Consider the following 23585-nt stretch of genomic DNA (forward strand, 5'->3'; position numbering starts at 1 on the left):
GCCATGCAAGAAAGCAATACCCTCAAGGACTATCCTCAGGTACGGCAACTGGCGATCCGCTCGCTGTTCGAAATCATCGAGCAGTCCAGCGAGGGCACGGTGATCGTCGACCGCGAGGCGCGAATCGTGTGGATGAACGAACGCTATGCCCGCCGTTTTGGCCTGGCCGATGCCGCCAGTGCCATCGGCCAGCCATGCGAAACGGTGATCCCAGGCAGCCTGATGCGCGAGGTGGTGAGTAACGGCCGGCCGATCCTGCTGGACATGCTCGACACCGCCAAGGAGCCACTGGTGGTCATGCGCCTGCCGATCCACGATGCCCAGGGGGCGCTTATCGGTGCCATCGGCTTTGCCCTGTTCGACGAATTGCGCAGCCTGTCGCCACTGCTCAAGCGCTATTCGAGCATGCAGCAGGAACTGGCCACGACACGTTCGCAACTGCGCGCGCGCCAAGCCAAATACAGTTTTGCCCAGTTCGTCGGCAGCAGCGCGGCGAGCCTTGAGGCCAAACGCCGTGCCAGGCGTGGCGCGGCCAGCGAGTCGCCGGTGTTGTTGCTCGGCGAAACCGGTACCGGCAAGGAGCTGCTGGCCCATGCCATTCACGCAGCCTCGGCACGTGCGCACAAAGCCTTTGTCAGCATCAACAGTGCAGCGATCCCCGAGGCGCTGCTGGAAGCCGAGTTCTTTGGCACGGCCCCGGGCGCCTTTACCGGCGCTGACCGTAAGGGGCGCAGCGGCAAGTTGCAGTTGGCCGAGGGTGGCACCTTGTTCCTCGACGAAATCGGCGACATGCCCCTGGCCCTGCAAAGCAAACTGCTGCGCGTATTGCAGGAGAAGGAATACGAACCGGTGGGCTCGAACCAGATGCTGCGCAGCGACGTGCGCATCATCGCTGCCACGTCAATCGATTTGCAGGCGGCCATGGCCCGCGGGGCGTTTCGCGCCGATCTGTATTACCGCCTGAATGTGCTGCCAATCCAGGCACCGCCGCTGCGCGAGCGCCTCGAAGACCTGCCCGCGTTATGCGAGGCGATCCTGGCCGAACTGGGCAGCCAGTTCGAGCTGGAGCCCGATGCGCTGCAATTGCTGGCACGCCATGCCTGGCCAGGGAACATCCGTGAGCTGCGCAACGTGCTGGAACGGGCAACCCTGCTGGCAGACCAGCCGCGCCTTACCGCCTTGGACTTGCGCGAGGCACTAGGGCCGGTGGCGCCGCTTGCCACGACTACCGGTAGGCAAAGCTACCGCGATGCCTGTGCGCAATTCGAGCGCAAACTGATTGCCGACACGTTGGCCGAACACGCCGGCAATGTGGTGGAAGCAGCCAAAGCATTGGGTTTGGGCCGTTCGACGTTCTACAAGAAGAAAGTGGCATTGGGAGTATGAGTCTCTTATTGGAGACTGATGTTTCAAAATAGAGACTGCTGCGGGCGCTTTGCCCTGAAACGTAGTTGGGAGCAATAGCTACCGCAGCTAATCTCAAATAAGAGACACAGCAATCTTTAATTCAACAAAATGCTTTAAGAATCAATAAGTTAACTGTTGGCACGATTCCCGCTATCTCCCGGTCACCGATAACAAAAAGACCTACCCAGGAGATCTACCCGATGACCGTGCTCATCGCCCTCGCCGCTTTGGCCCTGCTGATGCTGGCCGCCTACCGCGGTTACAGCGTGATCCTCTTCGCTCCCATCGCCGCTCTCGGCGCGGTGCTGCTGACCGACCCCGCCGCCGTGGCGCCCGCCTTTACCGGGGTGTTCATGGAAAAGATGGTCGGCTTCATCAAGCTGTACTTCCCGGTGTTCCTGCTTGGCGCGCTGTTCGGCAAGCTCATCGAACTGTCCGGTTTCTCGCGCTCGATCGTCGCCGCAGCCATCCGCCTGCTCGGCACCCGCCAGGCCATGCTGGTGATCGTGCTCGTTTGCGCTTTGCTCACTTATGGTGGGGTATCGCTGTTTGTGGTGGTGTTCGCGGTGTACCCGTTCGCCGCCGAAATGTTCCGCCAAAGTGATATTCCCAAGCGCCTGATCCCGGCAACCATCGCCTTGGGCGCCTTCTCGTTCACCATGGACGCCCTGCCCGGCACCCCGCAGATCCAGAACATCATCCCCAGCACCTTCTTCAACACCACCGCCTGGGCCGCGCCCTGGTTGGGGCTGATTGGCACGGTGTTCGTGTTCTGCAGCGGCATGCTTTACCTGCAACGCCAGCGTAACAAGGCCCAGCGCGCCGGCGAGGGCTATGGCAGCAACCTGCGCAACGAACCGGAAACCGCCGCCGATCTGACCTTGCCCAACCCATGGCTGGCGCTTTCGCCGCTGGTACTGGTAGGTGTGATGAACCTGCTGTTCACCCACTGGATCCCGCAGTGGTATGGGGCCAGCCATAGCCTGCAACTGCCGGGCATGAGTGCGCCGGTGAACAGCGACGTGGCCAAGCTCACGGCGATCTGGGCAGTGCAGGCCGCGCTGCTGGTGGGCATCCTGATGGTGCTGGTGTGCGCCTTCGGCGCCATTCGTGAGCGCCTGGCCGAAGGCACCAAAAGTGCCGTCGGGGGCGCCTTGCTGGCCGCCATGAACACGGCCTCCGAGTACGGTTTTGGTGCTGTGATCGCTTCGCTGCCAGGCTTTCTGGTACTGGCCGACGCCCTGCGCGGCATCCCCAACCCACTGGTCAATGAAGCGATCACCGTGACCTTGCTGGCCGGCATCACCGGCTCCGCCTCTGGCGGCATGAGCATTGCCCTGGCGGCCATGGGCGACAGCTTCATCGCTGCGGCAAACGCCGCCAACATCCCGCTCGAGGTGCTGCACCGGGTGGCCGCGATGGCCAGTGGCGGCATGGACACCCTGCCGCACAACGGTGCGGTGATCACCTTGCTGGCTGTCACCGGCTTGACCCACCGCGAGGCCTACAAGGACATTTTCGGTATTACCCTGATCAAGACCCTGGCGGTCTTCGTGGTCATCGCCACGTTCTACGCCACCGGCATCGTCTAAGGAGCTTTTGCATGACCCTCAAAGGCAAGACTGCACTCGTCACCGGTTCCACCAGCGGCATCGGCCTGGGCATCGCCCAGGTGCTGGCCCGCGCCGGCGCCAACATCCTGCTCAACGGTTTCGGCGACCCGGCACCGGCTCTGGCCGAGGTTGCGCAGCATGGGGTGAAGGCTGCGCACCATCCGGCCGACCTTGGCGAGGTGGCCCAGATAGAAGCATTGTTCGCGTTTGCCGAGCAGACCTTCGGCGGCGTCGACATCCTGGTCAATAATGCGGGCATCCAGCATGTGGCGCCGGTCGAGCAGTTTCCGCTGGAAAGCTGGGACAAGATCATCGCCCTGAACCTGTCGGCGGTGTTCCATGGCACGCGACTGGCGCTGCCGGGCATGCGTGAGCGCAACTGGGGACGAATCGTCAATATCGCCTCGGTGCACGGGTTGGTCGGTTCTACCGGCAAAGCCGCCTATGTGGCAGCCAAGCACGGCGTGGTCGGCCTGACCAAGGTGGTGGGGCTGGAAACAGCGACTGGCAATGTCACCTGCAACGCCATCTGCCCGGGCTGGGTGCTGACCCCGCTGGTGCAAAAGCAGATCGACGAACGCGCCGCCAAGGGTGTCGACCCGCAGCAGGCGCAAGCGGATTTGCTGGCCGAGAAGCAACCTTCATTGGCCTTCGTCACTCCTGAACACCTGGGCGAGCTGGTACTATTCCTGTGCAGCGAGGCCGCAAGCCAGGTCCGCGGCGCCGCCTGGAATGTCGATGGTGGCTGGCTGGCCCAGTGATGGGCGGCCTGGGCCTGGTGCGGGTCTTGCCATCGTTCAACTGCAAGGAGGCCCTATGCGCCCAACCCCCCTGTCCGCGATCCTGGCCCTGACCCTGGCGGCCACTGCCCCAGCGACGGCCGCCAGCCTGAAGGACATCGCGCCTTACCCCGACGCTGAAAAAGGCTTTACCCGGCAGGTCATCCACCTGCCCGCACAACCCGAGGAGCAAGCCTACAAGCTGGAAATTCTGGCTGGCAAAACGCTGCAGGTGGACTGTAACCGCCAGCGCCTGGCCGGCAGCCTGGAGGAACACACCCTCCAAGGCTGGGGTTACAGCTATTACCGCCTGGACAAGGTCGGCGGGCCGGCCAGTACCCTGATGGCCTGCCCGGATGGCAAAAAGACCGAGACGTTCGTGCCGGTGGTCGGTGAAGGCTTCCTGCTGCACTACAACAGCAAGTTGCCTGTCGTGGTGTATGTGCCTGATGGCGTGCAAGTGCGTTACCGCGTGTGGTCGGCATCGCAGGACGTGCAAGAGGCCAAGGTGGAGTAAATTGAAGCGTAGCGGTGCTTGATCGACGGCAAGCTGGCGATCAAGCGCGTCTTGGCAATGGGAGGTATGGCATGAATGATGTGCTTTGGTGTCCTGCTGCGGCGCAAATCGAGGCCAGCCGAATGGATGCCTTTCGCCGCTGGATCAACCTGCGCTACAACCTGCAGCTCAATGATTACGCAGCACTGCACAGCTGGAGCATCGAGCAGCGCGCCGCTTTTTGGGAATCCATTGCCGACTATTTCCAGGTGTTGTGGCATAGCCCACCCAGCCAGGTACTGAGCGAAGGTGCACAGATGCCCGATGCTCGGTGGTTCGCCAAGGCCACCCTCAACTTCGCCGAACACCTGCTACGCCGGCGTGACGATCACACTGCGGTGACGGCCGTGCGCGAAGACGGCGAGCGCCGCTCACTGAGCCACGCGCAACTGGCCGCTGAGGTAGCCGGGCTGCAGAAGGCCTTCAAAAATGCCGGTATCGAGCCAGGTGACCGCATTGGCGCAGTGATGCCCAACACCTGGGAAACCCTCGTGGCCATGCTCGCCTGCACCAGCCTCGGCGCCGTCTGGTCGACGTCATCGCCGGAGTTTGGCCTGCACGGCATCATCGACCGTTTCGGCCAGATCGAGCCCAAGCTGCTGATCGTCTGTGCCGGTTACCAGTACGCCGGCAAACAGATCGACCAGGTCGACAAGATCAACCAGGTCTGCGCGCAGTTGCCCGGGCTGCAGCAACTGATCGTGGTGCCCTACACGCGGCCGGACACCCAGGCCGACGAATTCAGTACCCCTGCCAAGGTCAGCCTGTGGGGCGACTTCTACCACGCAGGAGGTGAGCCAGGCTTCACCCCCTTACCGTTCGATCACCCGCTGTACATCCTCTATTCCAGCGGCACCACAGGCGTGCCCAAGTGCATCGTCCACAGCGCCGGCGGTGTCCTGCTGCAACACCTCAAGGAACACGGCCTGCACAATGACCTCAAGGCCGATGACGTGCTGTTCTACTACACCACCTGCGGCTGGATGATGTGGAACTGGCTGGCCAGTGGCCTGGCAGTCGGGGCCACTCTGGTGCTGTATGACGGCTCCCCCTTCCACCCGGGGCCTGAGCGCCTGCTCGACCTGATCGACGCCGAAGGCATCCAGGCCTTCGGTACCAGCGCCAAGTACCTGGCCGCACTTGAACAGGAAGGCCTGGAGCCGGCACGCAGTCATCGACTGGCCAGCCTGCGCCTGATCCTCTCCACCGGCTCACCGCTGTCGCCGCACAGTTACGACTACGTTTACCGCAAGATAAAGGCCGATCTGTGCCTGGCGTCCATGTCCGGTGGTACCGATATCGTGTCCTGCTTCGTGCTGGGCAACCCGACGCTGCCGGTACGCCGTGGCGAAATTGCCTGCAAGGGCCTGGGCATGGCGGTGCAAGTGTGGAATGAGCACGGCCAGCCGGTGACCGGTGAAAAAGGCGAGCTGGTGTGCGCCCGCCACTTCCCGTCGATGCCCCGGGGGTTTTGGAACGACAACGATGGCAGCCGCTACCGCGAGGCCTACTTCAGCCAGTTTCCCGGTGTCTGGGCGCAGGGCGACTACGCCGAGCAGCTCACCACAGGCGGCATGGTGATCCATGGGCGTTCCGATGCCGTGCTCAACCCCGGTGGCGTGCGTATCGGCACGGCGGAAATCTATCGGCAGGTAGAAAAGGTCGAGCAGGTGCTGGAAAGTGTCGCCATCGGCCAGCAATGGAAAGGCGATGTGCGTGTCGTGCTGTTCGTGCGTCTGCGTGATGGCCTGGCGCTAGATGAGCCGTTGCAACAGCGCATTCGCCAGGTGATCCGCCAGTACACCACGCCGCGCCATGTACCGGCGGTGATCCTGCAGGTCAGTGATATTCCACGTACCATCAGCGGCAAGCTGGTGGAGCTGGCGGTGCGTAATGTGGTGCACGGGTTACCCGTGAAAAATACCGACGCGCTGGCCAACCCGGAAGCACTTGAGTTTTTTCGTGACCGCACGGAGCTGCACGTTCAGGCATAATGGCGCCCTTTTTTCACCCAGAAGCACAGGTGTCCCATGAAAGCTCAAGCCCGCCACATCCTGGTCAAGACCGCTGAGGAGGCCGAAAAGCTCAAACAGCGCATCGCCAATGGCGAGGCCTTCGACGTGCTGGCCAAGAAGTTTTCCACCTGCCCTTCAGGCAAGCGTGGCGGCGACCTGGGCGAAGTGCGCCCGGGGCAGCTGGTGGGGGCGATCGACCAGGTAATTTTCAAGAAACCCCTGCGTGTGGTGCACGGGCCGATAAAGAGCAAGTTCGGCTATCACCTGGTGCAGACCTTCTACCGCGACTGAACAGCGCCGTTAACGGCGTGCGGCCAGCAAACCGAGGCCAGCGCAACCGAGCAGGCAGGCGCTGACCCGGTTGAACAGCCGGCGCGGCCCCGGCTGGCTGAACCAGCGCTGCAGGTAGGCGCCAAGGCCGGCATAGATGGCAATCGCCGCCCACTCCAGGAGCAGGAACAGTACCCCCAGCCAGAGGAACTGCTCACTGACCGGGGTGGGGCTGCCCACCGAGACGAACTGCGGCAGGAAGGCGGTAAAAATCAGGATTGCTTTCGGGTTGCCTGCGGCCACCCAGAACTCCTGCCGCGCCAGGCGCCAAACGCCACGCGGTTGCTCGCTCGCCACCAGGGCCTCGCCCACCGGAGCGCGCCACAGCTGCCAGGCGATGTAGAACAGGTAGGCCGCACCCACCACCTTGATCACCAGGAACAGGTACTCACTGGTGTGCAGCACCACCGCCAGGCCCATCGCCGCCAGGGCAATCATGCCGCTGAAGGCGAGAATGCGCCCGCCACCTGCCACGCATGCGGTACGCAGGCCATAGCGGCTGGCATTGTGCAACGACAACAGGTTGTTCGGCCCCGGTGCCATGTTCAGGGCGAAGCAGGCGGGGATGAATAACAGCAGGCTCGACAGGTCCATTTCGTTCTCCTGGAAATCTGCCGCCAATGTCGATGCTTGAGCGGTACCGGTCAAGGTACAGCCACAGGGAAAAACTGTACGGCAGCGCGTTCGGCGCTGTTAAGCTGCCAGCCTCAACGAGGGCTCCAGCATGCACCCTACCCGCTCCTCACTCTGGCGCGATCCGGCCCTGCCCTGGGTGGAAAGCCGCCGGGCCTGCCACAGCCGCGCCTGTTACAAGGCTCATAGCCACCCGACATTCTCCATCGGCGCGGTGGATGCGGGGTGCAGCGTCTTCACTGGCGCAGGTGATGGGCAGCAGCGGCTGACCCCAGGCACGCTGGTGTTGGTGCCGGCGCAGCGGGTGCATGCCTGCAACCCCGAGCCCGGCCAGGCATGGAGCTACCAGATGCTGCATGTCGAGGCCCAGTGGCTTGCGCAGCTGCGCCTGGAGTCGGGGCTCGACGCGGCCGGGCCGGGGGCGCCGGCGCGTATCAGCCGGCTGCCTGCGTTGTACCGCGAGTTCTGCGGGTTGAATGAATTGCTGTTCTCGGGTGCGAGCAGCGGCGAAAAGGAAGCCGCACTGATCGCCTTCATGGGTGATCATGATTTTGCCCAGCATCCTCACCTGGCGGCTGCGCCAGCGCCAGCATTGGGCATGCCGGCCCTGCGTAGCCTGATCGAGTGCATCGAAGCTCAAGACCCGGCCCGCTTGAGTCTTGAAGTGCTTGCCCGGCAAGCAGGGCTTGGCCGTTATCAGTTGATCCGTGCGTTCCGCGCGGCCACCGGGCTGACGCCGCATGCCTACCTGATCAATGCCCGCATCAACCGGGGCCGGCGGCTGCTGCGCGACGGGCTGGCGCTGGCCGAGGTGGCCTATCGACTGGGGTTTGCCGATCAGAGCCATTTTCAGCGGGTATTCAAGGCGCATGTGGGCGTGACGCCGGGGCAATATCGGCTGCGTCTGGATCAGAGGCCCTAAGCAACCCGCAATAATCTTCAATACCTGGTCCTGCCCCGCCTCCACACTGCGGCTTTATCACTCGAGATAGCCCGCACCATGGAGCAGTTTCTGATCGTCGCCCTCGCCCACTTCCTGGCCCTGCTTTCCCCAGGCCCGGACTTCTTTCTGGTCGCTCGTACCTCGATCAGCGCCGGTTGGCGCGTCGCCAGTGGCACCTGCCTGGGCATCGCTCTGGCCAATGGCCTGTTCATCAGCCTGGCCTTCGCGGGCCTGGCGGTACTTCAAGAAGGCAGCCCGGTGTTCATCGCCTTGCAGTTGGCCGGCGCGGTTTACCTGCTTTATATAGGCGCGCTGTTCCTGCGCCATGCCGGGCAGTCCGGCCTGGCTGCGGTGGATACCCTAGGGGCAGTGAGCGGCTGGTGGCGAGGGCTGGGCATGGGCTTGGTATCTGGGGGGCTCAACCCCAAGAACGCACTGTTCTACGCCAGCCTCGCCAGCATGGTCGCCAACAGCGGTGCTGCCTGGAAGTGGGCCTATGGCGCCTGGATGTTCACCATCGTTCTGCTGTGGGATTTGCTGGTGGCAGCGGCCATCGGCAACAAGCGCCTGCTACGGCGCTTTTCTCATGCCCTGCCCTGGCTGGAGCGGGCCTCGGGGATGATGCTGATTGCACTGGCAGGTGCATTGCTTTTCAGCCTGGTGCAGGGTTGAGCAGCGCCAGGCTGGCCAAGTCCATCAGGCTGAAATGGCCACTTGCCCAGCCACCGGTGTCCAGGTGCCAGACGTTACCCAACCGTTTGGCCTGGAGCACCGGCGTATGGCCCACCAGCAGGGCACGCACGCCTTCGACGGCGCCGGTATCCCCTTCTTTGAGCCGCCGGCGCGACCACTGGCAGACTTCACGCACCCCCGGGTCATCATCCTCGAGCAGACTGGCGCGCAGCTCGGCCCAGTCTGCAAACGGGCTGTCGGCATGCAGCACGCCAATCAACCCGGCCTCTGTCTGTACTTCCATGGCTATCGGCAGCTGCAGGAAGTGTTCGACGAAAAGCGCCTGCTCATCCTTTGGCAGATCGAGAAACCAGCCGCCGCCCGCTGCCCGATACATGTCCAGATCCAGCCGCCCACCGTACAGGCAGGTGATGGCCAGCGACTCATGGTTGCCCTGCACGGCATGGAACCAAGGCTTGGTCAGCCACGTCAGGGCCTCGATACTGTGCGGCCCGCGGTCGACCAGATCACCAACACTGAATAGCCGATCCACCGCAGGGTCGAACCCTACCGCCTCCAGGCACTGCTCCAGGCGCCGAAAATGCCCGTGAATATCGCCAACAGCCAGGTCACGCCCGTGGCTGTTGGCGGCTACCCGCCGAAACCGGCTCATTGCATTGTTCCTCTGTTGCCGCACGTTGGGGAGCGGATGATGGGTACCGCTCTCGTGCATGACGTGCTCATGGCCCTATCAACCAACAGCATGGCACAAGGCACAGCACCTGCGCAGTTCGAACTGGTTTCGCCAATGTTTCGCCACGCCCGCGGCCTCCTGAAATACCCTTCACTGGAACAGGTGATCCCGCCGATAGTATGCTCGGCCTTTCGATCTGTACCAGGGAAGGGAATTACCCATGAAACTCTGTGCCGTACAGCTGGCATCAGTCAAAGGCGAACTACAAGTCAATCTCGACCGCCACCTGCACTGCATAGAGCAGGCCGCAGACCTGGGCGCCGAACTGGTGGTGTTCCCCGAGCTGTCGCTGACCGGTTACGAGCCTACCCTGGCAAGGCAGGTGGCCTTGCCGCTCACCTCTGCCCGGCTCGATCCGCTGCAGCGAATCTGCGACCGCCTGGCAATCTGCGTAGCCGTGGGCCTGCCACTGCCCACCGCAGATGGCATTCAGATCGCAATGCCGATCCTGCGCCCCGGCCAGCCGCGGCTGGCCTACGCCAAACAACGGCTGCACGAGGACGAGCTGGCGTTTTTTTCGGCCGGTGACCAGCCCTTGGTTTTCGCCGCAGGGCAACTGCAGGTAGCACCCGCCATCTGTTACGAGTCGATGTTCATCGCGCATGCAGCACAAGCCCGCGACAGGGGCGCAGAGTTGTACCTGGTGAGCGTGGCGAAGACGGCGAAGGGCATCCGGGAAGGCAATGAGCACTACCCGCAAGTCGCTCGCACTTTAGGTATCCCGGTATTGATGGCCAACTGTGTGGGCCCGGCCGACAACTTCGTGGGTGCCGGCGGCTCGGCGGCCTGGGACAGCCAGGGCAACCTGCTGGCGGCGCTGGACGGCCGCCAGGAAGGCATCATCTTGCTGGATACCGCGAACTCCAGCGCCATCGGCGTACCGCTGAGCATGCCTTCTGCATGAAGTATCTGCTTTTGATAGTGGCCAGCTTTGCCAGCACCTATCATCTGGTGGGGCTGTTGATCAACAGCCAGCTGAATGAGCTGGCCGAGGGGTTGCGCCATCGCCCGGATGCGCCACCGCCCGGTCAGTACCTGCGCGAAGTAAGGCCACAGGCCCGCCGGGCGCATCAGCAGTACACGCTGATGGCGGGCTCGACGCTGGCGGTGGTGGCGTGCCTGGTCGTGTATTGGATCAGTTGAGTTTTCAGATTCAGTCGCGACCTTTGCGGACAATGCATGGCTAAAGGTCCAAAGTCAGGCTTTGTTGCCCCTCAAGCGCCAAGAGGTACTGCTTGGCCGGCATCCCCCCGGCAAAGCCGGTCAGGCTCCCGGATGCGCCAATCACGCGGTGGCACGGGGCAATGATCGAGATCGGATTACGGCCGTTGGCCGCACCGACCGCGCGCACGGCGCTCGGGTTACCGATCTGCCGGGCGATATCGCTGTAGCTTCGGGTCTGGCCGAACGGAATGGTGAGCAACGCCGCCCACACCTGGCGCTGAAAGGCGGTGCCGGCAAAATCCAGTGCCAACTCGAACCGTTGGCGCTTGCCGGCAAAGTACTCTTCCAACTGGCGAGCGGCTTCGCGCAGTATTGGCTGCTCATCATCCCGATGCACCTCACCCAGGCGAACGCGGTTTTCCCGCTCCTCTTCCCACAGCACGGCGGCCAGGCGCTCGCCGCGGGCCACCAGGGTCAAGGTGCCGACCGGGGACTGCATCAGGGTGAAGGCGCTGGACATGCTTGTGTCTCACTGCAGGGCTAGGTCCGGGCACTGTAGCGTCGGCCCACACCTCGCGCATCCGCTTTCTTGCTCAGGCAATCACTCAGCTCGCGATGCGGCGGGCTTGGGCCAGGTCGATTTTGGGGATCAACGCCGCAGGTATGCGAGAAACCTCGGACAGGTTGTAAACCCGGAATCGCTCGCTGACAACCTGCTCGGCCATCAGCGTCAGCGACGGCAGTATGCGGCTCTCCCAGTGCTGGTCGAGCCCACAGGGGGAATGCTGCCCCTCACCGTTCTCGTAAAAGCGCCCTAATGACTGGTCCAGGTCAACACCCACCAGCAACACCTGCTCGAACCCCAGGTGATACGCCAGTTGCAGGGCGACATAAACCACTGTCCGGGCATCGAAGTAGCCGCTTGAGAGGTCTTTGCTGAAGGCGATCGACCGCGCCCGCTTGCTCCACAACGCCCTGCTGCAGACATGGGTTGCGCCGTGCCCCCGCAACCCGTCGAGCATGCCGGGGTTGTCGGCTTTATGCAGCGGATAACACTCGGTGTCGGGCGGGATGTCAGCGCCGACGAACTGCTCTGGCCACAGTGCCAAGCGCTGGCTATCGCGCAACGCCAAGGCAAACAGCTCTGGCTGCTGTGTGCGAAAGCTTTTGTCGGTGCAGATGTAAAAGAACGGCTTCACGGCACACGCAGCGGTGAGGGAAACCGAACCATTCATGGCAATCACAGGGAGGTGTGAAAATTCAAGCAAGGGGAACTGTTTGGCAGAAGCGCCCGACGCAAGAATCACCACCGGCCCTTTCTGGGTGTTTCGGCACGCCTCGAAACCTGAGAACGCGCCGCGCTCGGCATCGAGCTGTGACGGAGATATATTCATCGCGCCATCATCGGTTTGGAGTACCTAAAACACAATACCCCTCGGACACCGAACGATCCCTTTTACAAAGCCCTTACACAATCTGACCAACGTCTTGCCGTTCGTTTCACGCGACGACTCTCTTTTATGCATGAGTCGCCTTGCCGGTTACCCCTGGCGGTACTAATACTTAACTCTCTGCCTGGGGAGGCACGAACAATGCAACCAAGATTCGTTATCGTTCCCGCAGTGCCTATCGAAAGGGAATCCTTCCGCGTCGCTGGTCGCTATTACGCAGCTACCGTCTGCGGCGGCTACGACATCTACGACAATCAAGCAAAGGAGCGTCTCAAGCCCAGTTACTCCTGCAAAGAAGATGCGCAGGTGCAATGCCGTCAGATGAATCTGAAAGCCTAGAAGCCATGGGACTGCCAGGGGGCAGGCATCACCTCAATCCAGGCATTCCCGGGCCGCCAGCCGCAACTTGTTGCCCGAGAGGAAGCTGCCTTTGTAGAAAGTCGCCCGGCTGCCCTCACCGGACTCCAACACTTCCAGGACTTCATCAGAGGTCACTGCGCTGGGTGCGGTCAGGCGGTAGCCATGGGAAATGGATTTTTGCGTCGTGAGTGGCGCCAACGCTTGCCACTTGGGCAATACACAGGCGGCATAGACTTCTGGCGATTTGCGGGTCAGCTTGCTGGCTGTTGGCTTTCCTGGGTTTGCACAACCGGCCAGGGTGACGACCAGTGCGTAGCAAAAAAAGATGCGAAAGTTAGGCATTTGCATTTGACTCAAGTGGACAGGATGCATTTTAACCATGGTTTTGCATGACAAAAAGCCCGCGCATCTGGGGCGCGGGCTTTTGTACTCAGGTTTTGCCGCGGGCTGGCTAGGCCTTCGAACACATGAGGGCTGCATCGAGCAGCCGCCCGTGGTCATACCAGGCATCGCGCTGATAGGCCATGAACTGCTGACGCGTGCCGTAGCTGCGCAACTCTACAAGGCCATTGGCTGTGTTGGGGTCAGTACTGTCGACGAACAGACGCACCGAATCACCACTACCCACCTCATAGGTGGTTGCACTCCCATGCATCTCTTCCTTGACGCACCCTAGATAATCCGGCGGGCTCTTCTCGGTGATACCGGAGGTATGATCATGCCCATCCCGAACATCGGGGTTCTGTGCACACCCCGTCATAAAAGTTGCAGCCAACGCTGACATCAGTATTGCGCTTGCGAGCGATCTAGAGTTCTTCACGCGACACACTCCGGCGCCCCCTTCAACAACCCTTTGAAAATAGCTAACGAGCAACGCCCTTTTTCGTTTTTTTGGCCAATCCCATATTAACCCTCAGTCATAACCGAGCAATATTCTTCTTCGCTATAGAGGATGTGGCAGCGCCCTACCCTATTTGCAAGCTGACGGGAACACGCCATGCCGCTTTGCCATTAGCACCGCTCAATCTTGCTCGGCCACCTCACAAACGCCATTTGCACGCCCCTTGCCGGTATACGAGACCCCCACAGACTCATCCGGGTTGACCATGATAGAGACGGTAACCCCATCGCCCTTGGCTTCGTAGTACGCGTCACTGAATTTCTTCAGTTTTGCCTCCTTGGCATTAATGTAGACAGGGCCGCCTTCATCCGCGTGCACTTCGATTCCGCCCGGGCATGTGGCATTCACCAATGGGATGCCTGCGTTGGCCATCCCTGCAACAGAAATCAGAACAACGCCCAACACTAGCCGCTTCGTTCAAACCTCCTGATCCGGTTAACCCTTATATACAGTGATAGACGAAGGCCCTGGAACCGGACCATTGTCGGCCAGAAACGCTTTCGCATCGAGCGGTGAGCATCATGCTCTGCCCGCCTGGCTCTGCACATACTGCTCAGCCATCACTTTGCCTTCGAGTATGGCCTCCGTCGAGGACGAAAATGCCCGACTCACTCGCAGCGTTCTCGAGACGCTGCCGGGCCGGCCGACCTCCACCAGCATTCCGGTCGGTGAGTCAGTGCACGACTCCCACAGAACGTAAATGGATGCCTGGTAACCAAGGTACGAATGCACATAAAGATCATGACTGGTGGACTGAAGGTTCATCTGATTCTCCAACGGGGCGCCCTGATTGCACCTTTGCTGCAAATACGACTGGTGCGTTCACGCGTGCGTTCCGTTGTCCTCGTCAAGTTACCTGCCCCGGTGAAGCCGGACCAGCACGTCAGAGTACATCTGTACTCCTGCGCAATCCTTACTATTTCAAGCAGGTTGCGGGCCTACCCATAGCAACCAGACCCTCGGTGGCAATTCGGCGTGCACGCCCCACGCCCCACGCCAGCGCTCTGGTCATCGACTCGCCGGGCCTCGAGTCGAACGCCTCCTCGTGAAGCGCGGTACCAGCGGCCGCATAGACGCCGATGAACATCTGCGTAGCGCCTGTGCGCGACAGCCTCACCTGAACATCGATAACCGTGCCGTTATAAAGAGCCTCATCGTGCTCCCGGTGATGCAGGGTCGGGTCCGCCCACAGCCAATAAGTTTCTCCGCGAATTCGCATGCCGCCTCCTCCGACTGATGTCTATTTGGAATGGCCAAATACCACCATAGCGAAGCGGTACGACCGCACAACCGGTACACGCGCAACTGTGGGCTGAATCGGACCACCGGTTAAATAACCGTTACAAAATCAAGGATTTGTACAACTTCAGGCCGGGCGCGGCAGCTCGATGATCGCATTGTGCTGACCCCGGCCGGTGCTCGCGGATTCAGCCCAAAAAAAGCCCAAACAGACGAGAGGGCCTCAATACACACCTGCGATGCGCTGATGAGGTTTGGGGTTGGGTGGTCTAAAACCCGTGGCTACTCGACGCTCACCGTCAACGCATGGCTGACCACGCCGTGACACCCGCATGCCAGCCGATGGCCTTGCAGCACCACCGGCTTACCGTTGCGGGTGCCAGCCAGTTGGCATGACAGCACGCTGCCCCCGCTGCTGGTGGGGTCGCCCAGGCAGATGGGAGGGTTCATGCCTTGGGTCGCCCGACACTTGGGAGGCCATACTTGAAGGGGTCAGCACCACGGTTGCGCTGGTTCTTCGCTTTGCGTGCCTCATCTGGCGGGCTGATCATTTGCACGGTGAGGCTGCCGTCGCTGCCGGCGTACACCACGGCACTGGCACCGCCGTCGTGGTAGCTGGCGATGGTGGCCAGGTTGATTTCCACCAGCGCGCTGCTGACGCCGGTATTGCCCAGGCGTCGACCGATGTCATAGCCCTCGTCGACATTGCCAACATCCAGGCCTTGGCCATCGGTATTGAGGCTGTGCAACGCGTTGGTCAGGGCGATTTCTGCTTCAGCGTTGTTAGTGGTGTCATAGAACACGCGCACCGGTTTTTGCCCATCGGGCAGCGTGTCGAGGGCCTTGAGCCAACCTGCCTGCAAGGCCTTGGCCTGCAATGCGGGTTTGAGGCGCTTGCCGTGCTCGTCCTGCATGAAAACCTTGATCGGACGGTGCAGATAGCCCAGCACTGGCGCTGCGTCGAACTCCTTCAACTGGTGTTCGGCCCAACGCACGGGCAGCCAGGGCGACGGTTCGAAATGGCCTGGGCCACGATTGTCGATGGTCTTCCACAAGGTGGGCAGTTGCGATTGCCAGTAGGCGCTGGACATGGTGCTCGGATCTTCCGAGACTTCGGTGCCTTTGGCGAGCTCGTCGGCTTCATACCAGTCTGTAAATGCCCTGTCCCGGTTCCAGTAAAACGCCCACAACTTGCCAAAGTCAGTTTTTTTGTCCTGATTGTCCTCGGCGTCACGGGTGACGAAGGGGCGAATGTAGCGGTCCACTCGGTCTGAGCGCGTGACCAGCAGGCCAGTCGCGTTTTCGTAGATTGTTGGAACCACGTGGCCATTTTGCAATCCCGGTGTGCCCGGTTTGCGATAAGGGTCACGCGCCACGTCACCGTCCTGGCTCGCGATCAAGGCCTGTGGCACCTTGGGATTATCGTCAAAAAACGTGAACAGTCGCTCGATCATGCCTTGAGCATGGGTAGTGTTTTCATCGTCTTGCCACAGAAACTGGGTAACGCCCAAGGTCGCCGCATTACGCCCTTCATTGATCAGGCCTGCAGCTCTGTAGCCTTTTGCGTAGGGATCTGGCGGCCCTAGCGCAAACACCGGGATTGGCCAGTACGCAACTGCTTCACCTGCCGAATTTTTGAATGCGATACGGGCTTTGATGTCTGCTGAGATTCGCCTAGTGTCTAATGACGGATCGTAATCTTTCGCGTCTTGCGGGTAGATCGAAGCGAAATTATCGTTCTTTTTCTGGATAAACTGCCAGATTTCGGACTGGCCGTCAGTGTGAATTCCAAGTCCTACTCCGCGAATTTCTAAGGCGTAGATCCGTGCTTGCGTGGCCAGTTGTTCGGCGTTTCTGAGCTCTATCTGTTTTCGATAATTGGCAAACTCTGCCTTCTCACTTGCCAGGGCATTGCCCCACCAGTGAGTGCCAAAGATAACCAGCAGCGAGCCGACAATAGCAGCAATGCCCCAGGCCATGACGGGTTTCATGTCGCGAAGTACCATGTCGGTTTCCTGTGCTTTGAGTTGGACAATCCAGATGAAGCTGAGCCAGAGCACAATCAGCACCCCGGCGATCCGCTGATGAGTTTTGGGGTTGGGCGGTCTGAAACCCGTGACTACTCGACGCTCACAGTCAGCGCATGGCTGACCACGCCGTGACACCCGCATGCCAGCCGATGGCCCTGCAGCACCACCGGCTTACCGTTCATGCGTCGGCTTGGATGCCCCTCGATAAACGCAAAAACCCCTTTGTGAAGCGGGCAACTGGCCTTGTCGCCCAGCACCGCTGGCGTTTTACCGTTGACGGCGTGGGTGCCAGCCAGTTGGCATGACAGCACGCTGCCCCCACTGCTGGTGGGGTCGCCCAGGCAGATGGGACGGTTCATGCCTTGGGTCGCCCGACATTTGGGAGGCCATACTTGAAGGGGTCAGCACCACGGTTCTGCTGGTTCTTCGCTTTGCGTGCCTCATCTGGCGGGCTGATCATCTGCACGGTGAGGCTGCCGTCGCTGCCAGCGTACACCACGGCACTGGCACCGCCGTCGTGGTAGCTGGCGATGGTGGCCAGGTTGATTTCCACCAGCGCGCTGCTGACGCCGGTATTGCCCAGGCGTCGACCGATGTCATAGCCCTCGTCGACATTGCTCACATCCAGGCCTTGGCCGTCGGTATTGAGGCTGTGCAAGGCGTTGGTCAGGGCGATTTCTGCTTCAGCGTTGTTAGTGGTGTCGTAGAACACGCGCACCGGTTTTTGCCGATCGGGCAGCGTGTCGAGGGCCTTGAGCCAACCTGCCTGCAAGGCCTTGGCCTGCAACGCGGGTTTGAGGCGCTTGCCGTGCTCGTCCTGCATGGAAACCTTGATCGGACGGTGCAAGTAGCCCAGCACTGGCGCTGCGTCGAACTCTTTCAACTGGTGTTCGGCCCAACGTACGGGCAGCCAAGGGGACGGTTCGAAATGGCCTGGGCCGCGGTTGTCGATGGTTTTCCACAAGGTGGGTAGTTGCGATTGCCAGTAGGCGCTGGACATGGTGGTCGGGCCTAGCAAGATTTTAACGCCTTTGGCATGCTCGGCGGCTTCATACCACTCCATGAATGCCTTGCTCCGGTCCCAATAAAACGCCCACAATTTCCCGAAGTCAGTTTTTTTGTCCTGATTGTCCTCGGCGTCATGGGTGACGAAGGGGCGAATGTAGCGGTCCACTCGGTCCGAACGCGTGACCAGCAGGCCAGTCGCGTTTTCGTAGATCGTCGGAACCACTTGGCCATTCTGCAAACCCGGTGTGCCGGGTTTGCGATAACCGTTTCGTGTCACGTCACCGTCTCGGCTCGCGATCAAAGCCTGTGGCACCTTCGGGTTATCGTCAAAAAACGTGAACAATCGCTCGATCATGCCTTGAGCATGGGTAGTGCTTTCATCGTCTTGCCACAGAAACTGGGTAACGCCCAAGGTTGCAGCATTACGGCCTGAATTGATCAGGCCCGCTGCGCTATAGGAGCTGTCGTAGGGGGTAGGCGGCCCCAGCGCAAACACCGGGATTGGCCAGTACGCTACTGCCTCACCTGCCGAGTTTTTGAATGCAATACGGACTTTGATGCCTGCGGAGTTTCTCCTGGAAGTTAATGATGGGTTGTAGTCTTTCGCGTCCTGCGGGTAGATCGAAGCGAAGTTGTCGTTCTTCTTTTTTATGAACTGCCAGATTTTGGACTGGCCGTCTGTGTAAATCCCTAGACCCACTCCCCGAATTTCCAGGGCGTAGGTCCGCGCTTGCGTGGCCTGCTGTTCGGCGTTTTTGGCCTCTATCTGTTTCCGATAATTTGCAAGCTCTGCCTTCTCACTTGCCAGGACATTGCCCCACCAGTGAGTGCCAAAGATCACCAGCAGCGGGCCGACAATAGCGGCAATGCCCCAGGCCATGACGGGTTTCATGTCGCGAAGTACCATGTCGGTTTCCTGTGCTTTGAGTTGGACAATCCAGATGAAGCTGAGCCAGAGCACAATCAGCACCCCGGCGATCAACTGATAAGGTTTCAGGTTGGGCCGTGACTTAGAGGTGGGGGAGTAGTCCTTCATCGGCCAACTCCTTTTACAGGTGCATCGACTACCAGGGACGGCGGCCTTAGCGAGACCAGCTCAGAAGACGGGAACACGCCCCATTGATAATACTTACTACTAGCAGTCACCAATGCTTGAGCCTCCCCACTCAGTCTCGTCCAACCCGGCAATTTAATTATTTCCGTAAATATCGCTTCATCTATCTTCCAATCCGCAATCGCTACCAACACCTCTCGCATAGCCGGATCATCGAGGCTGTGCGCCTGGCCAATAGCAATGTCCATCGCCGTAACCCAGCGTTGGTTCTCCGGGCTGCGCAGAACGGCCGAGTGGTAGCTGTTAGGGTCCATTTCGTCCGGATCTGCGGGCATCCGGACCTGAATTTCGTTAGGCGTTTCTTCACGGTAAATGACGTACTCTTTCACCTCTGAGCCTTGACGCACGGCCACTTGATTTATGGCGGAAGTTTGATCACCGGGCTCTTTGCCAGTGTTCCACCGGGCCCGTTCCGCATCCGAGTTCACGCGATGAGGACTGGTACGCACCTTGAACCATTTGAAGCTGGCTTTCGGATTACCCAGCGCGCTGCGGATACTCACGTCATCGGGACTGTCCAGGCCTGCCTTGGTGGGTGTGCCAGTTACTGCCTCGCCGCCAAACATTTGTGGAGCATGGGGTGGGCTTAAAGGTTCGGCATTGATCAGGAGTTCCTCACCTTTTGCTATTGGCGCTCGCGAGGCCACGGCAGCGGCTGACCACCCGCCAGGGTAGCGGGGTTCTCCCTTGGCACGCAGCACCGTTTGTTGTATGGCTTCGCCGACTAGTACCGGCTCGCCGTTGCGATGACGCTTGGTCCACATGCGCTGGTAAAAGCGCAAGGACTGCAACGCCGCCATCGCCGGTTTGCCGTCAGCCAAGGCATTGGGTACCCCATAGGTACCGATGCCATGAACGTCGTCCAGGGCGACCGTGGTGTCGTCCGGGCAGAAGTACAGGTACACCTTGCCGCGGTTGTCACGTTCGGGGAAAACGGTCAGGTTACCCACCTTGTCCTTGCGCGAGCCCTGCGTGGGTGACCACTTGGGGCCCGTGCGACCGCCGTAGGTCTTGCTGTCCCTGAGCGCGGACAGCGGCGGCTGGGCATGGGGTGCCTGGGTGACTGCGGTGGCGATGTTGATCAATGTCGCGAGTGTGTCGTGGCCTTTGGGTGTGGCCTTTGGCAGCACACTGTAAGGCGTGTCCACCATGATGACGGTGTCGGCACAGCGTTGGCCCTTGTCGATCAGCATCGCTTGAGCAAGCAGGGTAATCAAGGTGCCTTGACTGTGGCCCATGATGGTGATGGTTTCATCAGGCGATACACGGCGGATCTCACTGACCAACATGGCCAAACGCGTTGCTGCGAACACAAAGTAACGCCGGTGTGGCCCTTTTCCCATGTACTGGGTGTTGGACAGCGTGACTTGTGCGAGATGCCGGATAGCCTTGGCAAAGCCTTGGCTGTACATCTCCAGCAGGTTGTTGGTGGCATTGGCGAAGAACCCGCCGCCCTTGGCGAAGTGCCGGTCCAGGCGGTTTTCGAACACGTCCTGATATTGGTCGCGCAGTTTGGTCGGGTCGTTATTTTTATCGCGCTTTATCTCGCCAGGCTCGGCGCGATAGCCCCAATAAAAAGGGATCATCAGGCTGCGGGTTTTGGGGTCGTCCGCGTCTCGCTGATAAAGGAACGTGTCTGGATCGTCGAGTGTGGCTTTGTGATCTTCACCGAGCTCCTGAATCGGGATTTTTTTTGCAGCATTGTAGTCCGCCCCATACCGCCCCGCCTTAAGATCAGGCCGATCCAAACGCTCATTCACCCCCTGGCACAACCCCGTCTCCACCGACTCGTATGAAGCCCCCGGGTCATTCACGCCGTGCAAGAAGATCACCACCCCTGGCAGGTCGGCGGGCACCTCCATTTTGCGTTCGGTACTGAAATTGGGTACCAGCCGGGTGACGCTTTCAGCCACAGCATATTGATCGCCACTCATTGGCTGCCTCCTTTGCTGCCGGTGCTGCGCAGGGCAGCCACTTGTGCCTGGTGCATCGCTTCGCGCTCGACGTGTTCGGTGAGCCCGCTGGCGTCGGTCATGCCTTGCACGGTGCTACCGTCTTCGAGTTTGATCTGGTAGGCGTGGTCAACGGCCATTCGCACGCTGTCGTCGGCGTGCCCCGGGTAGTGGAAAGCCAGGCGTTGCGCCGCCGGGTCGCGGGTGAATGCTGGCAACGGGGCGCTGTCGGTGTTGGGGCCGACCCAGTCATGCTCGCTGGCATGGACGATCACCTTGCCTTGGCTGCCGATTTCAACGCCGCCGCCGATCTTGATATAGCTGCCATCATCGGCCACCAGGCGGATGGTTGGCGCGGTGATGACCGCCTCGCCTTCGGCGGCCGACAGGTGCAGGTTCTTTTGTGCGTTGACGGTGATGTCGTCTTCCTGGGCCTGGACCAGCACTTTGCCGCGGTTGGCAATGGCACTGATGCCCTCATCCTGGGCGAAGGCACTGATGCCCTTGCCGGCTTGCAGGCGCATGGCGGCGCCGCTGGTCAACTGCAGGTGGTCCTGGGCGGTGGTGTCGTGGTTAGCACCGGCATAGTGGGTTTGCGAGCGCGGTGTGGCACTGCTGATACCCGCCTCAGCTGCAACGGCCATGACTGGCTTGCCCGGGCTGTCGCTGTCGGGCGCTGGCCACTGTTTAAGCGCCTGGCTCAAGGCGTCGATGCCCTCGCTGTTTACCGCTGCCCCGCCTCGCGCGGCGGCGGTTTGCCCGAGGCTTTTGAACAGCTCCCCGCACTCGGCCAGCAGCGTGAGCAGTTCTTCGCGGTCCAGCTGTGCCCCTGTGGCGTCCCGGCGGGCATAGGTGGTCAGCAACATGCCTTGGGCGGCGCGCAGCGCAATCGCGGCGTCGGTGCGCAATTCGGCACCGTTGCCACGGGCCTTGGCCTGGCCGTCAGTACGTGGCTCGGTGAGTTTGCCCAGATTGAGCGCTGTGGCCTGGTGCGTGGTGCCGACGCGGGCACGCAAGGCGCCCGGTGTGTCGTCGAACAACAGCTCGTTGAAACCGCGGCCCTTGTGCTCTTGGGTCTGTATGCCGGAAAGCGCGCGGTTGCCTGGCAGGCCCGAGGCTTTGCTGAAGCGCGGCGGCGTCTGCTCGGCGTTGTACAGCACCGAGGTGACCACGGGGCGGTCGATATCGCCTGCCAGGAAGGTGACCAGCACTTCCTGGCCGATACGTGGCAAGAACTGATGGCCAAAACCTCTGCCAGCACTGGGCATCGCCACACGCACCCAGGTGCTGCCCTGCGGCAGGCTGTCGCCGCGCTGCCAGTGGAACCGGACCTGAATCCGCGCCAGCTCGTCGGTGAAGACTTCTTCGCCCGCCGGCCCGACCACGATCGCACTGAGCGGCCCGTTGACGGTGGGGCGCGGCACGGTGATCGGGTGGCGGTAAGGGATGCTTTGGCGAATGCAGACAAACTGGTTGTCGTAACCTGCAGGCTCATCCGAAAAATAGTTGTTGCGCCCCCGGTGCTCGACCGACACCAGCAGGAACTGGCGAGCTTCTGCCGCACCGTCCTCATGGTCGAAGTGCTGGGTCAGTTCGAAGGTGTAGCCCGCACACATGGCCCGGCAGTTGCTGGTGCCGGTGAAGGTCTTGGCCTGGGCTTCGATGACCTCCAGGTGGCGGCGGACCAGCGCCTCGCCCTCGTCAGGCAGGCGATGACTGTAGGCACCGAGAAAATCGTACACCTCGTAGGGCGCGACATCCCCCTGCTCATTGAGGCTGCCCATGTGGATGGGCAGCGGATTTCTTGGCTGCTTGTAATCGAACGTCTGGATGGCCATCTTGCCCGATTGCAATACCCGGTGGCTGCGCCATTGGGTGATCGAGTCACTGGTTTCGGTGACAAAGGCGCTGTGGTAGCGGATTTGCGGTTGTTCGGGCAACGCCTGCAGAGCCTGGGATTCATCCATGATGATCAGGCTGTGCCCGTCCGTGCCGTGATCGAAGTAGAAGAACAGGCCGTCCTGCTCCAGCAAGCGCAACACGAAATCCAGGTCGGTTTCGCGATACTGGGTTATGTAACTGTGGGATTTGAGCGGCTTCAGCAGGCGGAACTCGAATGTGCCCAGCCCGCCGTAATGCTCGAAAACTGTGCGGATGACCGCTTCAATGGTCTGCTCTTGAAAGATCCGCGAATCAACGCGTCGCGTCAGCATCCACAGCCAGGGGCTCAGTGTCGCGCTGTAACGCGCAGGCCACCGTCGCTGCCCAGCAGGTTGAACCGGGTGATGTGACCATGGATGTGGCGTACGCCGCCGTCGGCCAGCTCGATGTCCAGACAGGCAGGTTGGCCGATCAATGATTTGAGTTCGAGCCTGGCATCCTGGCTGATCAACGACAGCTCGAAGCTGAACAGCGTGGATAACCCTTCACTGCCGCTGAAATGCTCCAGCAACAACGCCTGGTCATCTCGGATGGGAGTGGTGAGTTTGATCAGCCGGCGGTTCTGTGGTGCAAAGATCTTCGTCAATTCCATCAACGATATTACTCCCTGTTAAAACTAGCCGCGGAAAGTATCACAGGGCCCGGGAGGATCAACCCCATCGGGGCAAGTCAGAATTTGACAAACTGTGACGGTCGTCCCATTGACAGAACTTTTCGCTTTCC

At 60.9% G+C, this 23585-nt stretch carries 24 protein-coding genes and 1 pseudogene; 11 read left to right on the forward strand and 14 right to left on the reverse strand.

What is annotated here, in order from left to right; all coding sequences use genetic code 11:
- Positions 1-3: 3 nt before the first annotated feature.
- The 6 genes from ACEWE8_RS02850 to ACEWE8_RS02875 all read left to right on the forward strand — a co-directional run bounded on the left by ACEWE8_RS02850 (position 4) and on the right by ACEWE8_RS02875 (position 6661).
- The gene (locus ACEWE8_RS02850) at positions 4-1386 is read left to right on the forward strand and encodes a sigma-54-dependent Fis family transcriptional regulator (RefSeq protein WP_046786150.1); all 1383 of its coding nucleotides are present in this window, start codon (positions 4-6) and stop codon (positions 1384-1386) included.
- Positions 1387-1607: 221 nt separating this feature from the next.
- Positions 1608-2999, forward strand: coding sequence for a GntP family permease (locus ACEWE8_RS02855; protein WP_046786149.1), 1392 nt, complete (start codon positions 1608-1610; stop codon positions 2997-2999).
- 11 nt (positions 3000-3010) lie between these two features.
- Positions 3011-3781, forward strand: a complete 771-nt coding sequence (gene hbdH / locus ACEWE8_RS02860; RefSeq protein ID WP_046786148.1) for a 3-hydroxybutyrate dehydrogenase — start codon at positions 3011-3013, stop codon at positions 3779-3781.
- A gap of 55 nt (positions 3782-3836) precedes the next feature.
- Positions 3837-4316 carry a serine protease inhibitor ecotin gene (gene eco, locus ACEWE8_RS02865; RefSeq protein WP_046786147.1) on the forward strand — a complete coding sequence of 160 codons (480 nt, stop codon included), beginning with the start codon at positions 3837-3839 and terminating at the stop codon, positions 4314-4316.
- Between the two features lie 71 nt (positions 4317-4387).
- Positions 4388-6349 carry an acetoacetate--CoA ligase gene (locus ACEWE8_RS02870; protein WP_367903791.1) on the forward strand — a complete coding sequence of 654 codons (1962 nt, stop codon included), beginning with the start codon at positions 4388-4390 and terminating at the stop codon, positions 6347-6349.
- Between the two features lie 36 nt (positions 6350-6385).
- Positions 6386-6661 (forward strand): peptidylprolyl isomerase, encoded by a 276-nt coding sequence (locus tag ACEWE8_RS02875; protein WP_046786145.1) that lies wholly within the window; start codon positions 6386-6388, stop codon positions 6659-6661.
- Between the two features lie 9 nt (positions 6662-6670).
- Here ACEWE8_RS02875 and ACEWE8_RS02880 read toward each other — a convergent pair whose 3' ends face one another.
- Positions 6671-7294 carry a LysE family translocator gene (locus ACEWE8_RS02880; RefSeq protein WP_046786144.1) on the reverse strand — a complete coding sequence of 208 codons (624 nt, stop codon included), beginning with the start codon at positions 7292-7294 and terminating at the stop codon, positions 6671-6673.
- Positions 7295-7424: 130 nt separating this feature from the next.
- On the opposite strand from ACEWE8_RS02880, the gene ACEWE8_RS02885 reads away from it, so the two are divergent.
- Positions 7425-8255: an AraC family transcriptional regulator gene (locus ACEWE8_RS02885; RefSeq protein ID WP_046786143.1), complete on the forward strand. Its 831-nt coding sequence runs from the start codon at positions 7425-7427 to the stop codon at positions 8253-8255.
- 78 nt (positions 8256-8333) lie between these two features.
- On the forward strand, positions 8334-8948 hold the full coding sequence (locus ACEWE8_RS02890) for a LysE family translocator (protein WP_046786142.1): 615 nt from the start codon (positions 8334-8336) through the stop codon (positions 8946-8948).
- Here ACEWE8_RS02890 and ACEWE8_RS02895 read toward each other — a convergent pair.
- Complete coding sequence (locus ACEWE8_RS02895) at positions 8929-9621, reverse strand: metallophosphoesterase (RefSeq protein WP_046786141.1); 693 nt, start codon at positions 9619-9621, stop codon at positions 8929-8931. The genes ACEWE8_RS02890 and ACEWE8_RS02895 overlap by 20 nt on opposite strands.
- Before the next feature lie 241 nt (positions 9622-9862).
- Between ACEWE8_RS02895 and ACEWE8_RS02900 the strand changes: the two genes are divergently transcribed.
- Both ACEWE8_RS02900 and ACEWE8_RS02905 read left to right on the forward strand, forming a co-directional pair.
- A complete protein-coding gene (locus ACEWE8_RS02900) occupies positions 9863-10606 on the forward strand; it encodes a carbon-nitrogen hydrolase family protein (RefSeq protein WP_046786140.1) in 744 nt (247 codons plus the stop codon).
- Positions 10603-10845 carry a hypothetical protein gene (locus ACEWE8_RS02905; protein ID WP_046786139.1) on the forward strand — a complete coding sequence of 81 codons (243 nt, stop codon included), beginning with the start codon at positions 10603-10605 and terminating at the stop codon, positions 10843-10845. Before ACEWE8_RS02900 ends, ACEWE8_RS02905 begins: the two co-directional genes overlap by 4 nt.
- A gap of 40 nt (positions 10846-10885) precedes the next feature.
- Here the strand turns inward: ACEWE8_RS02905 and ACEWE8_RS02910 are convergent, their stop codons facing one another.
- Positions 10886-11386: a methylated-DNA--[protein]-cysteine S-methyltransferase gene (locus ACEWE8_RS02910; RefSeq protein ID WP_046786138.1), complete on the reverse strand. Its 501-nt coding sequence runs from the start codon at positions 11384-11386 to the stop codon at positions 10886-10888.
- Between the two features lie 85 nt (positions 11387-11471).
- Entirely contained in the window at positions 11472-12260 is a 789-nt protein-coding gene (locus ACEWE8_RS02915; RefSeq protein ID WP_046786137.1) for an LPS biosynthesis protein, read from the reverse strand.
- 198 nt (positions 12261-12458) lie between these two features.
- Here ACEWE8_RS02915 and ACEWE8_RS02920 point away from each other — a divergent pair, with 198 nt between their 5' ends.
- Positions 12459-12656, forward strand: a complete 198-nt coding sequence (locus tag ACEWE8_RS02920; protein WP_046786136.1) for a hypothetical protein — start codon at positions 12459-12461, stop codon at positions 12654-12656.
- A gap of 33 nt (positions 12657-12689) precedes the next feature.
- On the opposite strand, the gene ACEWE8_RS02925 is transcribed toward ACEWE8_RS02920, so the two are convergent.
- From ACEWE8_RS02925 to ACEWE8_RS02970, 10 genes and pseudogenes are all read right to left on the reverse strand, one after another.
- Positions 12690-13019 (reverse strand): hypothetical protein, encoded by a 330-nt coding sequence (locus tag ACEWE8_RS02925; protein ID WP_395589222.1) that lies wholly within the window; start codon positions 13017-13019, stop codon positions 12690-12692.
- A gap of 109 nt (positions 13020-13128) precedes the next feature.
- Positions 13129-13461: a hypothetical protein gene (locus ACEWE8_RS02930; RefSeq protein ID WP_080952109.1), complete on the reverse strand. Its 333-nt coding sequence runs from the start codon at positions 13459-13461 to the stop codon at positions 13129-13131.
- A gap of 237 nt (positions 13462-13698) precedes the next feature.
- The gene (locus tag ACEWE8_RS02935; RefSeq protein WP_046786417.1) at positions 13699-13950 is read right to left on the reverse strand and encodes a hypothetical protein; all 252 of its coding nucleotides are present in this window, start codon (positions 13948-13950) and stop codon (positions 13699-13701) included.
- Positions 13951-14494: 544 nt separating this feature from the next.
- Positions 14495-14797, reverse strand: coding sequence for a hypothetical protein (locus ACEWE8_RS02940; RefSeq protein ID WP_046786133.1), 303 nt, complete (start codon positions 14795-14797; stop codon positions 14495-14497).
- A gap of 302 nt (positions 14798-15099) precedes the next feature.
- Positions 15100-15267: a hypothetical protein gene (locus tag ACEWE8_RS02945; RefSeq protein ID WP_367903793.1), complete on the reverse strand. Its 168-nt coding sequence runs from the start codon at positions 15265-15267 to the stop codon at positions 15100-15102.
- Positions 15264-16886, reverse strand: a complete 1623-nt coding sequence (locus ACEWE8_RS02950) for a DUF2875 family protein (RefSeq protein ID WP_367903794.1) — start codon at positions 16884-16886, stop codon at positions 15264-15266. Before ACEWE8_RS02950 ends, ACEWE8_RS02945 begins: the two co-directional genes overlap by 4 nt.
- A gap of 50 nt (positions 16887-16936) precedes the next feature.
- Positions 16937-17206, reverse strand: a complete 270-nt coding sequence (locus ACEWE8_RS02955; RefSeq protein ID WP_046786132.1) for a PAAR domain-containing protein — start codon at positions 17204-17206, stop codon at positions 16937-16939.
- Positions 17203-18891: a DUF2875 family protein gene (locus ACEWE8_RS02960; protein WP_395589216.1), complete on the reverse strand. Its 1689-nt coding sequence runs from the start codon at positions 18889-18891 to the stop codon at positions 17203-17205. Before ACEWE8_RS02960 ends, ACEWE8_RS02955 begins: the two co-directional genes overlap by 4 nt.
- Complete coding sequence (locus ACEWE8_RS02965; RefSeq protein ID WP_367903796.1) at positions 18888-20903, reverse strand: DUF3274 domain-containing protein; 2016 nt, start codon at positions 20901-20903, stop codon at positions 18888-18890. The genes ACEWE8_RS02960 and ACEWE8_RS02965 overlap by 4 nt, the downstream gene beginning before the upstream one ends.
- Positions 20900-23454: pseudogene (locus ACEWE8_RS02970) on the reverse strand (type VI secretion system Vgr family protein). Before ACEWE8_RS02970 ends, ACEWE8_RS02965 begins: the two are co-directional and overlap by 4 nt.
- Positions 23455-23585: the final 131 nt, after the last annotated feature.

It is taken from the genome of Pseudomonas sp. TR47 (assembly GCF_044143025.1).
In the GTDB taxonomy this organism is placed as follows: domain Bacteria; phylum Pseudomonadota; class Gammaproteobacteria; order Pseudomonadales; family Pseudomonadaceae; genus Aquipseudomonas; species Aquipseudomonas putida_E.